Origin of the sequence: Mycobacterium szulgai (assembly GCF_002116635.1) — a bacterium.
GTDB classification, from domain to species: domain Bacteria; phylum Actinomycetota; class Actinomycetes; order Mycobacteriales; family Mycobacteriaceae; genus Mycobacterium; species Mycobacterium szulgai.
In genome coordinates this window covers 17,757-30,004 of the sequence record NZ_LQPW01000150.1, presented here as the reverse complement: position 1 = coordinate 30,004, position 12,248 = coordinate 17,757, and the positions used below count along the sequence as shown (strand labels likewise).

General features: G+C 66.8%; 12 protein-coding genes. 6 read left to right on the top strand and 6 right to left on the bottom strand.

The genetic code is table 11. The features are described 5' to 3' along the window. Positions 1 to 8: 8 nt before the first annotated feature. Positions 9 to 1,319 (bottom strand): DUF1800 domain-containing protein, encoded by a 1,311-nt coding sequence (locus tag AWC27_RS22415; protein WP_085672489.1) that lies wholly within the window; start codon positions 1,317 to 1,319, stop codon positions 9 to 11. Positions 1,320 to 1,416: 97 nt separating this feature from the next. Here AWC27_RS22415 and AWC27_RS22410 point away from each other — a divergent pair, with 97 nt between their 5' ends. Then, positions 1,417 to 2,274, top strand: a complete 858-nt coding sequence (locus AWC27_RS22410; protein WP_211281315.1) for an endonuclease domain-containing protein — start codon at positions 1,417 to 1,419, stop codon at positions 2,272 to 2,274. Between the two features lie 242 nt (positions 2,275 to 2,516). On the opposite strand, the gene AWC27_RS22405 is transcribed toward AWC27_RS22410, so the two are convergent. Genes AWC27_RS22405 through glnX form a run of 3 tightly spaced genes read right to left on the bottom strand, consistent with a single transcriptional unit; the run spans position 2,517 to position 7,080 of the window. Next, the gene (locus tag AWC27_RS22405) at positions 2,517 to 4,805 is read right to left on the bottom strand and encodes a serine/threonine-protein kinase PknG (protein ID WP_083114941.1); all 2,289 of its coding nucleotides are present in this window, start codon (positions 4,803 to 4,805) and stop codon (positions 2,517 to 2,519) included. Beyond that, entirely contained in the window at positions 4,805 to 5,764 is a 960-nt protein-coding gene (locus AWC27_RS22400; protein ID WP_083114940.1) for a glutamate ABC transporter substrate-binding protein, read from the bottom strand. Before AWC27_RS22400 ends, AWC27_RS22405 begins: the two co-directional genes overlap by 1 nt. Next, positions 5,761 to 7,080 (bottom strand): protein kinase G-activating protein GlnX, encoded by a 1,320-nt coding sequence (gene glnX, locus AWC27_RS22395; protein ID WP_083114939.1) that lies wholly within the window; start codon positions 7,078 to 7,080, stop codon positions 5,761 to 5,763. The genes AWC27_RS22400 and glnX overlap by 4 nt, the downstream gene beginning before the upstream one ends. A 117-nt stretch (positions 7,081 to 7,197) precedes the next feature. On the opposite strand from glnX, the gene AWC27_RS22390 reads away from it, so the two are divergent. Next, the gene (locus AWC27_RS22390; RefSeq protein ID WP_083114938.1) at positions 7,198 to 7,815 is read left to right on the top strand and encodes an NUDIX hydrolase; all 618 of its coding nucleotides are present in this window, start codon (positions 7,198 to 7,200) and stop codon (positions 7,813 to 7,815) included. On the opposite strand, the gene thiE is transcribed toward AWC27_RS22390, so the two are convergent. Beyond that, a complete protein-coding gene (gene thiE, locus AWC27_RS22385; protein ID WP_085672488.1) occupies positions 7,787 to 8,455 on the bottom strand; it encodes a thiamine phosphate synthase in 669 nt (222 codons plus the stop codon). The genes AWC27_RS22390 and thiE overlap by 29 nt on opposite strands. 128 nt (positions 8,456 to 8,583) lie before the next feature. Between thiE and thiO the strand changes: the two genes are divergently transcribed. The 4 genes from thiO to AWC27_RS22365 are packed head-to-tail and all read left to right on the top strand — an operon-like array spanning position 8,584 to position 11,288. Then, positions 8,584 to 9,591 (top strand): glycine oxidase ThiO, encoded by a 1,008-nt coding sequence (gene thiO, locus AWC27_RS22380; protein WP_085672521.1) that lies wholly within the window; start codon positions 8,584 to 8,586, stop codon positions 9,589 to 9,591. Continuing rightward, positions 9,588 to 9,785: a sulfur carrier protein ThiS gene (gene thiS, locus AWC27_RS22375; RefSeq protein WP_083114936.1), complete on the top strand. Its 198-nt coding sequence runs from the start codon at positions 9,588 to 9,590 to the stop codon at positions 9,783 to 9,785. Before thiO ends, thiS begins: the two co-directional genes overlap by 4 nt. A gap of 43 nt (positions 9,786 to 9,828) precedes the next feature. Then, positions 9,829 to 10,533, top strand: coding sequence for a thiazole synthase (gene thiG / locus AWC27_RS22370; protein WP_245847424.1), 705 nt, complete (start codon positions 9,829 to 9,831; stop codon positions 10,531 to 10,533). After that, the gene (locus AWC27_RS22365; RefSeq protein ID WP_083114934.1) at positions 10,530 to 11,288 is read left to right on the top strand and encodes an SGNH/GDSL hydrolase family protein; all 759 of its coding nucleotides are present in this window, start codon (positions 10,530 to 10,532) and stop codon (positions 11,286 to 11,288) included. The genes thiG and AWC27_RS22365 overlap by 4 nt, the downstream gene beginning before the upstream one ends. A 115-nt stretch (positions 11,289 to 11,403) precedes the next feature. Here the strand turns inward: AWC27_RS22365 and AWC27_RS22360 are convergent, their stop codons facing one another. Next, positions 11,404 to 11,925 (bottom strand): serine/threonine protein kinase, encoded by a 522-nt coding sequence (locus AWC27_RS22360; RefSeq protein WP_083114933.1) that lies wholly within the window; start codon positions 11,923 to 11,925, stop codon positions 11,404 to 11,406. Between the last annotated feature and the right edge of the window lie 323 nt (positions 11,926 to 12,248).

Sequence of the window (12,248 nt, the reverse complement as noted above, 5' to 3'; positions counted from 1 at the left end):
CAATCTCGCTATGAGGTCAGGTATTCGGGGGAGTTGACGGCGGCTGCGACCAGCTGCGCCGGTCTATGTATCAGCGGCTCAAGCGCATTGGCGGTTCCATCGGTCCACGCGCCCACACCGATCAGATAGCCCACGGCGTCGATCCGCTCGCCGACAGCGGCACTTTCAATCACCGACAGGTCGCCGCTGCGTGCCAGCTGAATCGCGGCCCGCAGCCGCGCCCTGGCCGATGCGGTGGACAGCCACACCTGCCCGCGCGGCCAGCCGTTGACGTCGGTGGGGAAGAAGGGCCGTTGGCCGAGCGCCCGCAGCGTCACGTCGACCAGCTTCTGGTGTTGCTCGACGTGGACTTGCAGGGCCCGGATGATGCCGACCAGCCACTCGACCGGTGCGGTGACCACAGTGGCCCGGCCGCCGACGAACTCGCCGTCGGTGAGGACGGCCCGGGTCAGCGCCTTCAGGTCGCGCGTGGGGCCGTAGGCGGTGACGAGGCGGTTCAGCACCTGCGGCGACGGCGGGTCGTCGGAGGCGAGTTGCTGCCACAAGCGTCCGGCGACATGGGCCGGCGAGGCCGGCTGAGCCAGCACGGTGTCGCAGAACCCGGCGACGTCGAAATCGTGTGTGATCCCGAACAACGTCTTGGGGCCGGTGTCCTGGCGCCGCGGCAGCAGCGCGGTCTGGCCGTCGGCGTCGATGACCCATCCGGTCAGGGCGCGGGCCCCCGCACGAACGTCGTCCTCGGTGTAGCCGTTGCCATGTCCGAGCGTGAACAGCTCCATGAACTCCCGAGCAAGGTTTTCGTTGGGCGCCTTGGCCGTGTTGAGTTGCCCGTCCAGCCAGCGCAGCATCGCGGCGTCGGTGAGCATCGTGTATGCCAGGTTTCGGAAGTCGCCCAGCGCCAGGGTGCGCAGCTTCTGGTTCTGCGCGGCCATGTACGCCGCGATCCGGACCTTTTGCGCGGAGGTGGCAAAGTGGTTGTGCCACAAGAATGTCAGCTTTTCGTGGGTCGGCGTCTGGACGGCCACCATGCGGCCTATCCACCACCGGGTCAGCTCGTCGGCTTGCTCGGAGAGCTGGCGTCCGTACTGTCTGCGGGCGGCTTGGGTTGCGCCCTTGCCGGGAGGCTGCGGCGGGGTGAGCGTGGGCATCGGGGTGGCGAGTGCACCCGGGTCGGCGTCTGGGTTGGCGGCCAGCACGCTGTCGACGTACGTCGGCCAATCCTGACTCGCTACCGCGTCGACCTGCTTGCCGGTCACGCCGAAGCCGGCCCGGCGCAAGACGCGGGCCGTGGTGATCCAGCGTGCGGACTGCCCGGCCATTGCCTAACTGTGACCTGCCGACCTGTGTTTTCGCTGAGTTTTGGGCCTGTGGATAACGGGAACCGCGGTCGGTTGTTGACGTGCAATTGTTTGCGCCGTGAAGCTGGAAGCATTCCTGGGCAGTGAGGTACTGACCTGCGGAGCGTTGAGCCGTCACCAACTGCGGACCCGGTACCGGGCGGTCTTTCCGAACGTCTACCTGGCTAGGGGCGTCGAGCCGTCCCTGTACCAGCGCGTCGGCGCAGCCTGGCTGTGGTCGAACCGGCAGGGAGTCATCGCCGGAGCAGCTGCTGCGGCATTGCACGGCGCCAAGTGGATTCCCGACGGGGTGCCGGTCGAGCTGATTCATTCCAACACTCGTCCACCGCGGGGTGTGATGACCCGGCGCGACATGCTTCTCGACGGCGAAACGCAGCTGCTGGACGGCCGTGTGGTCACCACTGTAGAGCGCACCGCGTTCGATCTCGGCCGGCGCGGGGCGGTCCGCTCATCGGTTGCGCGGCTTGATTCCCTGGCGCTGGCAACTGGCTTCAAAATTGAAAATGTATTGGATGTGGCCAGGCGTCATCCCGGATCGCCAGGGCTGCGGCGACTGGAAAGTGCTTTGGAACTCGTAGATGCGGGCGCGCAGTCGCCTCGGGAAAGCTATCTACGGCTGTTGCTGATCGATGCCGGGCTACCGCGGCCGCAGACCCAGATACCGGTACTCGATGCAGATGGGATTCCGATCGCGTACCTGGACTTGGGCTGGGAACATTGGCTGGTCGCCGTCGAATACGACGGCGACCAGCATCGGGTCGACCAGCGACAGTTTCGCCGGGACATCGAGCGGCTGGAGATGCTGCAGCGAATGGGCTGGACCGTCATCCGGGTTGTCGCCGAACACCGTCCGGCGGATATTCTGCGGCGGGTGCGCGATGCTATCGCGGATTCGACTGTGCGCCAGCGGCTTTGAGTGTGTACTCGAATGTGTACTCATGGTGGGTCGCGGGCGATTCGGCCGCCAAGGGTGCACACGCGAAGCCAAGGGCGCACACGCGAAGTATCTCAGAATCGACTGTGTACTACCGGCTTTGAGTGTGTACCCACGGCGCCGCAAAAGCCATTCGACCGCCAATGCAACACACTGGAATCCAAGAGTGCACACGCGAGACGATCGCAGCATCGATTGTGCACCAGAAAGCCAAGGAAGCACACTCAGAAAGTGCTCGTGGGCCGCACTTTGTTGGCCATGTCGACCAGTGTGTAGCGATGCCGCTGCGTGGGCGCCACGCGAGCCAAGCTGCGCAGCGACGCCTCGACGCCCAGTCGCAGGCCATGCTCGGTGAAGGGAAACCCGAGGATGTGGTTGGTGCTGGCTTCATTGTCTTCCAGCCAGTCCATCGCGCCGCCGAGCACCAGCGCCCGTATCTGCAGCACTCGCGGCTCGGTGGGCGGTAGCGCCTCCACCCGTCGGGCGGCGTCGCGGATCTGTTCCTCGGTGATCTCGCTCGTCGACCGCCCGGACAGCAGGGTCACCGCGCTGGTGAGCCGTGCGGTCGTGAAATGCCTTGAGGTAGCCGGCACTTCGTCAAGGGTTCGCACCGCGGCGGCTCGATCGCCTTCGGCCGACTGCGCCCGCGCCAATCCGAACGCCGCCGCGATCACGCCGTCGTTCGTCCGCCACACCGCCTGGTAGAACTTGTGCTCGTCGGTGGTGCCGGCCAGTTCGGCGGTGGCAGCCAGCGCCAGCTTGGGCGCCAACTCGCCGGGAAAGGTATCGAGCACCTCGGTGAAATGCTTTGTCGCGGAGTCGTAGTCGCCGGTGAGCAACTCCGACACGGCCCGATACCAGACCAGCCGCCAGCGCCAGCCGACCCGCTCGTAGAGGTCGTCGAGTTTGCGGGTGGCCTTGCTGACGTCGCCCAGGTCAAGCAACGCCCGCACTTCCATCAACGGCAGCTCGATCGATTCGGACAAGTCAAGCCCTTCGGCGTCCAGTGCACCGTGGCGGGCCGCGCGCAGCGAGTCCAACGTCTGCACCGGCTGGGAAAGCACCGTGGCCTGCAGGACCGGGGCGGCGACGTCGGCCGGATCGACCAGCGGTACCGGCAGCGCGGTCACGATCTCCTTGGCGGTCAGCTTCTCCGAATGCACTTGTCCGTCCAGGTACACATCGGTGTGCGCGACGGAGAGGTCCACGCCGAACGTCGAGCGGCTGGGGCTGAATACCGTCGACAGCCCGGACCTCGGAATCCCGGTGTCCTGGGCAACCACTTCGCGCAGCACACCCATCAACTGCGCGGACATCTCGTCGGCGCTGGCGAACCGGCGCCGGGGATCGGGTTCGATGGCGCGGCGCAGCAGCCGCCCGAAGGAGTCGTAGGTAGCCAGCACCGGGTCGTCTTCGGGCAGCCCGTCTACATAGCGGCCGTTGCGGGTGCGCAGGTCCAAGGTCAACGCCGCCAGCGTGCGTCCCACCGTGTAAATGTCGGTGGCCACCGTCGGCCCGGTCCGGACGATCTCCGGTGCCTGGAAACCCGGTGTGCCGTAGAGGTATCCGAACGAGTTGATCCGCGACACCGCGCCCAGGTCGATCAGCTTGAGCTGCTCCTCGGTGAGCATGATGTTCTCCGGCTTCAGGTCGTTGTAGACCAGGCCGAGCGAATGCAAATACCCCAGCGCGGGCAGGATTTCCAATACGTAGGCGATCGCCTCGGCGACGGGCAGCTTCTCGCCCTTACTGCGCTTGAGCGATTGCCCGCCGATGTACTCCATGACGATGTAGCCGACCGGATCCCCGTGCTTGTCGGTGTGCTCGACGAAGTTGAAGATCTGCACGATCGACGGGTGTACCACCTCGGCCAGGAACTGGCGTTCGGCCATCGCGATCGCCTGCGCCTCGGCGTCACCGGAATGCACCAGGCCTTTGAGTACCACCGGGCGGTCGTTGACGTTGTGGTCGACGGCAAGGTAGACCCAGCCCAGTCCGCCGTGCGCAATGCAGCCCTTGACCTCGTACTGCCCCGCGATGATGTCGCCCGGGCTCAACTGTGGCAGGAAGGAATACGGACTGCCGCAATACGGGCACCAGCCCTCCGAGGCGCCCTTGCCCTCCGCGCTGGACCGGCCGACCGGTCGTCCACAGTTCCAGCAGAAGCGCTTGGACTCCGGGACCACCGGACTGGTCATCAGCGCCTTGAGCGGATCGATATCGGGCACTCGCGGGATTTCCACCAACCCACCGCCGAGCTGCCGGACTGGCTGCAGCTTGCGCTGTGCGGCCATGATGCGATCCTGTGGCTGGGTATCGATGCTGCCCAGCGAGATGGGGAAGTCGTCGTCGTCATCATCGTCGAAGTCGGGGCGGAACAGCGCCTGGGTGGCCAGCGGCCGTTCCGAGGACCCGGTGGTGTGCATCTCGGCGGGCTGGGTGCCCGGACTCACGTCTTCGGCGTCAGCGGCCGGCTGTTCGGTCTGCGGCTTTTCCTGAGTGGGTTTGCCCATCAGTCCACGTACCTCGGGGTGGGTGGGGCGGGCGCCGGGCCGAGGACCGTTAACCATTTGCGGTACAACGTGTTCCAGGTGCCGTCGGTGCGGATGCGTTCGAGCGTGCCGTTGACGAACCGGACCAGGCCGGTGTTTTCCAGGTTGATCCCGATGCCGTAGGGCTGGGTGGCCATGTTCGGCCCGACGATGTGCAGGTAAGGGTCTTCTTCTACCAGCCCGGCCAGGATCGAGTCATCGGTACTGACGGCGTCGATCTCGCGCTGCTGCAGCGCCACCAGGCAGTCGGCCCAGTTCACCACCGACACGACGATCGGCGGTGGTGCGATTTCACGGATGCGGCGCAGCGACGTGGTGCCCCGGGCCACACAGACGCGCTTGCCGGACAGGTCGGAAACCCGTGCGATCGGCGAGTCCCGCGGCGCGAGGATGCGCTGGTTCGCATCGAGGTACACCGTAGAGAAATTCACCAGTTTGCGCCGCTCGCAGGTGATGGTCATGGTCTTGACGACGACGTCGACCTGAGATCTCTGCAGCGCCGTGATGCGTTCGTCGGCCGACAGGATGCGGTACTCGACGTGGTTTGGGCCACCGAAGATGTCGCGCGCCACCTCGCCCGCGATGTCGACGTCGAAACCGGTTATTTCGCCGGTGATCGGGTCGCGGAAGCTGAACAGGTTGCTGCCGATGTCGAGCCCGACGATCAGCCGGCCGCGGGTGCGGATGTTGGCCACCGCGGCGTCGGCGTCGGCCCTGTTGGGGAAGGGACGCAGGCTGGCGGTCGGGTTGCAGTCCTGGCTGGTGTTGTCCGGCGGCAGCGGCGGCTGAATCGGCATTTCCTCCATGCCGACCGGCGTGGGCAGCGGCAGCGTCGGCGTCGTCTCGACTTTCAACGGTTCGGAATGGCCGCAGCCGGCCAGTAGTAATGCCACCACGAGCAGCGCCAGGCGCCTCATCATCGGTACTCTTTCAGCCTCGGCCACAGGCCCAGGGCCACCGCGACGGCGGCGCCCAGACTGAGCACCACGCCGCCGACCTGGGCGCCGGCCAGCCCTCGATGCGCGTTGAGGACGTCGTTGCGCAGGTGGTTTCGGCTTTGATCCATGGCTTTGGTCAGGGCTTCGTCGAGCTTGTCGAACGCCGGTGTCGAGTCGTCCTCACCCTTGCCAAGCGCGACCTGGGTGGCGGCCCGGTAATTGCCGACTGAGATATAGGAGTTGATCCGGTCGTTGGCCTGTTGCCAGCGGACCAACAGCTGGTCGGCGCCCTGCAGGTCGGGTTTGTCGACGGCGTCGTTGCGTGCCATGTAGGCGTCGAGTTGGTGGTGCATGGAATCGATGCGCTGATAGAAGGATTGTTTGCGGACTTCCTCGTCGCCGCGGCGGATCAGCGACAGCGTCTCGTCGGCTCGCGCCTGCTGGGCGGTGATGGCCAAGTTGGTCACGGTCTTGAGCGACTCGGCCGCAGTGTCCTTCGCGCTACGGCTGGCCGTAGTCGAAATAGTCAGCGCGGTCCCGACCCACACCACCATGACGAGGATACCGAGCGCGCCGACGACCAGGCCCGGATTGATCCGACGTCGGGTGCGCCGGGCCAGCCAGCGATGCGAGAACGCGCCGAACACCACGGTGGTGGTCACGACAAGGATCACCGGCGCCGGGATCTGGGTCGACGCCGTGGTTTCGTTGTCCACCCGCGTCGAGGTCGCCTGGTATAGCTGCTGGGCGTCGGGCAGGATCGTCGACTGCATCAGCCCCGAGGCTTCGGACAGATACGACGAGCCGACCGGATTACCCGCCCGGTTGTTGGTGCGCGCGATCTCTATCAGCCCGGTATACACCGCCAGCTCGGCGTTGATCCGGCCCAGCAACTGCACCAACGGCTCGTCGGTGAGCCCACTCGACGCCCGGGTCACTGCCACCGCGGCGTCGGTGATGGCCTGTTCGTAGCGCAGCCGGACGGCGCGCGGTTCGGCCTGGGCGATGAACGCGGTGGCCGCTGCGGCGTCGGCGACCGACAGCGTGGTGTAGAGCCGGCCGGCCGCGAACGACAGCGGCTCGGTGTGCTCGAGCACGGTGGTCAGCACTTGCTGCCGGTGATTGATGGTCGTCGAGGTGGCGAATGCGCTGGCGACGCCGAGGGCCGCCAGCACGATGCCGATGGTCAGGATGCGACCTGGCGTCGTCACCACGAACCACCAGCGGGGGTGGGCCGGTTCCGCGGGCGAGCGTAACCCCAGTGGCTCGGTCGACGGGTGCGCCAGCTCAACCGTCACGTTTTCTCCGACACCTCATCTTTCGGCCATATTACGAACCTCTATAAGCGAATCTTAAGAGAATGTGCCGACGGATGTGGGGAGGCTGGAACATTAATCCGCCATTACCCTGAGTTCGTGCGCGGCGACGGTGACGGATGGGTGATTTCCGACAGCGGCGTCCACTTCTGGGGTAGATACGGCTCCGCGGGCCTGCTGCTGCGGGCTCCACTGGCCGACGGAACTCCCGCCGTTTTGCTGCAGCATCGGGCGGTGTGGAGTCATCAGGGCGGTACCTGGGGTCTGCCCGGCGGTGCGCGTGACAGCCACGAGACCCCCGAGCAGACCGCGGTTCGCGAAGCACACGAAGAGGCTGGCCTGGACGCCGCGCTGGTGGAGGTGCGGGCGGTGGTGGTGACCGCGCGGCCCAGCGGCACCGAGTGGACCTACACGACCGTCGTCGCCGATGCGGCCGAGTTGCTCGAGACCGTGCCCAACCGGGAAAGCGCCGAGCTGCGCTGGGTCGCCGAGCACGAGGTGACCAATTTGCCGCTGCACCCCGGCTTCGCCGCGAGCTGGCAGGGGTTGCGGTCCGCCCCGGCCACGCTGCCGCTGGGCCACGGCGACGAACGGCGCCGCAGCCTGCCACGCACCCTGGAGCTAGAGGCCGGGGTCTTCGTCTGGTGCATGCCCGGGGACGCGGATCAGGTGCCGCTCAGTCCCCGGATCAGCACGCTGCTGCAAGCATTGACTTGAGCTGTTCGGCGGCCGCCTTGGGGTCCGCAGCCGCGGTGATCGCGCGCACCACCACGATCCGGCGGGCCCCGGCGGCCAGCACCTCGGGCAGCCGCTGTGCATCGATGCCGCCGATGGCGAACCATGGTTTGTCCCCGGCGAGCCCGGCGGCCGTCCGGACCAGGTCCAGGCCCGGCGCCGGGCGCCCCGGCTTGGTTGGGGTGGGCCAGCACGGTCCGACGCAGAAATAGTCGGCCCCGGCTGCCGTCGCCGCTTGGCCGGCGGTGTGGCTGGACAGGCCGATCACCATGTCCGGGCCGACGATGTCGCGGGCGATCCCCAGGGGCAGATCGCCCTGGCCCAGGTGCAGCACGTCGGCGCCGGCCGCGCGGGCGATATCGGCGCGGTCATTGACCGCGAACAGAGCGCCATGGCGGCGGGCCGCGTCGGCCAGGATCTCGCAAACGGCCAGCTCGTCGCGCGCCTCCAGCTGGCCGAACCGCTGCTCACCGGGTGAACCCTTGTCGCGCAGCTGGATGATGTCGACCCCACCCGACAGCGCCGCATCGGCGAATTCGGCCAGGTCGCCCCGCTCGCGCCGAGCGTCGGTGCACAGGTAAAGCCTGGCTGTTGCGAGGACCTCGAGACCGCGATGGTGCACATCGTGACGCTAGCGCGCTAGCGTGGAAGCTTGTAGACACGGGAGTCCCGGGAACGGGGTCTGAGAGTGGGCGCGCCCGCCCTTACCGTCACACCTGATCCGGATCATGCCGGCGAAGGGAGGACAGCATGCCGACCGGGTCCTTGGCCGTCATAGGCGGCGGCGTCATCGGGCTGTCGGTGGCGCGGCGCGCGGCGCAAGCCGGTTGGACGGTACGGGTACACCGCACCAGCGAAGCCGGAGCGTCGTGGGTGGCGGGCGGCATGTTGGCCCCGCACAGCGAAGGCTGGCCCGGTGAGGAGCGGTTGCTGCGGCTGGGCCTGGAGTCGCTGCGGCTGTGGCGCGAGGGCTTTCTGCATGGGCTGCCGCCGCAAGTGGTCACCGCGCACGAGTCATTGGTTGTCGCCGTCGACGCGGCCGACGTCGCCGACCTGCGTACCGTCGCGGACTGGTTGTCGGCGCAGGGGCACCCGGTGGCCTGGGAGTCCGCCGCCCGCGACGTGGAACCACTACTGGCACAGGGCATCCGGCACGGTTTCCGGGCTCCCACCGAACTCGCCGTCGACAACCGCGCCGTGCTCGACGCGCTGCGCCTGGACTGCGAACGGCTGGGCGTTCGGTGGGCGGCCCCGGTACACGAGCTATCTGACGCCGTGGGCGAAACCGTGGTGATTGCCAACGGCATCGACGCACCTTCGTTGTGGCCCGGCCTGCCGGTGCGTCCGGTGAAGGGCGAGGTGCTGCGGCTACGCTGGCGCAAGGGTTGTATGCCGTTGCTGCAGAGGGTGATTCGCGCCCGCGTACATGGGCGGCAGGTCTACCTGGTGCCACGCGCAGATGGTGTGGTGGTCGGTGCCACGCAATACGAGCACGGCCGCGACACCGCCCCGGTCGTGTCGGGAGTGCGCGACCTACTCGACGACGCGTGCGCGGTGGTGCCGGCGCTGGGTGAGTATGAGCTGGCCGAGTGCGCCGCCGGACTGCGGCCGATGAGCCCGGACAACCTGCCGCTGGTGCACCGGCTGGATGAGCGGACGCTGGTGGCCACCGGCCACGGCCGCTCGGGATTTCTGTTGGCGCCGTGGACCGCCGAACGGATCGTGTCCGAACTCGCTGCGGTGGGAGCGGTCTCATGATCGTGGTTGTCAACGACCAGCGGGTCGAGGTCGACGAGCAGACCACCGTGGCCAAGCTGCTGGCGTCGCTGGGCTTCCCGGACCGCGGTGTCGCGGTGGCGCTCGATTTAGCGGTCCTGCCCCGATCTAACTGGGAAATAAGGCTCTTCGATGGTGCCCGACTCGAGGTGGTGACGGCGGTGCAAGGTGGCTGACAAGTTGACGATCGCGGACCGTAGCTTCGCTTCGCGGCTCATCATGGGGACCGGCGGAGCGAGCAATCTGGCGGTACTCGAGGAGGCCCTGATCGCCTCGGGCACCGAGCTGACCACGGTGGCGATGCGCCGGGTCGATGCCGAGGGCGGGACCGGACTGCTTGATCTGCTCAACCGGCTGGGTATCACTCCGCTGCCCAACACCGCAGGCTGCCGCAGCGCCGCCGAGGCGGTGCTGACCGCGCAGCTGGCCCGCGAGGCGCTGAACACCAATTGGGTCAAGCTCGAGGTTATCGCCGACGAACGCACCCTGCTGCCAGATGCCGTCGAATTAGTCAGGGCCGCAGAACAATTGGTGGACGACGGATTTGTCGTACTGCCATACACCAATGACGACCCGGCCCTGGCCCGTCGCCTGGAGGACACCGGCTGCGCGGCGGTGATGCCATTGGGCTCGCCGATCGGCACCGGTCTGGGCATCACCAACCCGCACAACATCGAGATGATCGTCGCGCGCGCGGGTGTGCCCGTCGTGCTCGACGCCGGCATCGGTACCGCCAGCGACGCCGCGCTGGCCATGGAATTGGGTTGTGCTGCAGTGCTATTAGCCACCGCGGTGACCCGCGCCGCCGACCCGCCCACCATGGCCGCGGCGATGGCCACCGCCGTCACCGCGGGCTATCTGGCGCGCAAGGCGGGCCGCATTCCCAAGCGGTTCTGGGCGCAGGCTTCCAGCCCCGCCTTATGAACCGTTATGTGGCGTTGGGCAGTTCAATGGCGGCCGGGCCCGGCATTGCGCCCCGCGCGAGCGGAGCTCCTTGGCGCGCCGGAAGATCGGCGCACAACTACCCGCACCTGGTTGCCGAGCGGCTGAACCTGGACCTGGTTGACGTCACCTATTCCGGTGCGACCACCGCGCATGTGCTCACCGAGCATCAGCATGGCGCACCGCCCCAGGTCACGGCTCTGGACGGCTCGGAAACATTGGTAACGGTCACCATCGGCGGCAATGATGTGGGCTACATTCCGTTGCTGACGGTCGCGTCGTTGCCGCACGCCATGCGGCATTTGCCGATGCTGGGCGGGCGGATACGTGAACTGCTCGACCGTGATACCCGAGACCGCGCGCTGGCACAGGTCTTCGAATCGTTGTGTGCGGTGGGCAAGACGCTGCGCCAGCGCGCCCCGGGCGCGCGCATTCTGTTCATCGACTACCTCACTGTGCTGCCGCCGGCGGGTGTGCCGGCTCCGCCGCTGTCGCAGCGGGATGCCGAGCTGGGGTGGCATGTGGCTACCACCCTGGAACGCCTCACGGCCGATGCGGCCGCGGCAGCCGAATGCGAGGTCGTGAGTGCCGGGGCGGCCAGCCGCGACCATCACGCGTGGTCGGAAAAGCCTTGGACGACGAGACCTGGTGTGCCGCTTCCTGGTCGGCCGGCACCGCTGCACCCCAACGGTGCCGGGATGCGTGCGGTGGCCGAACTCGTCTGCAAAGCGGTGTGAACCCCTGGCGTTGAGTGTGCATCGTGGGCGCGACAATGGGATCGGTGACGCCCACGATGCACAGTGAAAGCCCTGAGTTCACACTCGATTTCGAGGGTTGGGCCGCAGGGCTGAGCTAGCCGTTTGTCCGCCACCACTGGTAGAGCGCCGGGACATCGGTGTTGGATGCGCGGATGTAGCTCAGAATGTTCTTCGCGTCGGTGGTCCAGATGATCTCGGCGGCGCCCTGATACGTCCCGCAAGCGACCTGCCCTGCGGTGGTGCCGGCGCTGCCCTGATGCCAGGTGGTCGGCGATTGACCGCTATCCCCGCACGCCGTCAGTGTTTCGTCTTTGATGCTGGCCTTGAACGAGCCGGCCAAATCGTCGGCGTTGGCGAAAAGGATGTACTTGGCCTGAGCGGGTCCTGCCGAATCGGGGCTCTGCCCACAGGAAAGCGCGGCCAGTTCACCGGCGCTAATCGACTGCGCGGTGCAGTTGTTGAGGCCGTAACCCTTCGACAGGTTTGCGGCCAGGGTGTTGACGTCGGACGAGTTGCCTGTTGGGTCTGCGGTCGCGGTGGCAGTACCCAGGCAGGCAAAGCTGCCCATGAGCGCGGTAGCCGTCGCGGCCCGCAGCGCGTTGGTGAAGTGAGACATCCTTACTCCTTAGGGTTGTCGGACCGACGGTGCGGCTGCGCTGACATGCAGGAGTCTATTTGTGTCGCTTGCCGGAAAACCAGAGTTTTCTGTCAATACGCATTCAGGCAGCTATGTCCATGATCTGCAACATATTCCGCTGGCAATTGTCTGTCTGGGCATGGATTTTATTGCCGGGTTATACCGGTGTGAGGGCGCCGGACCATAGCTGATTCCGCTGGAAACGGCATGGGCATTTTGCACAGTTGACTATTTTCCGGTTGGTGATGCCGTAGCGACGGCTCTCCGGTATGGTAAGCACCGCTTTACGCCAGCTAACTTCT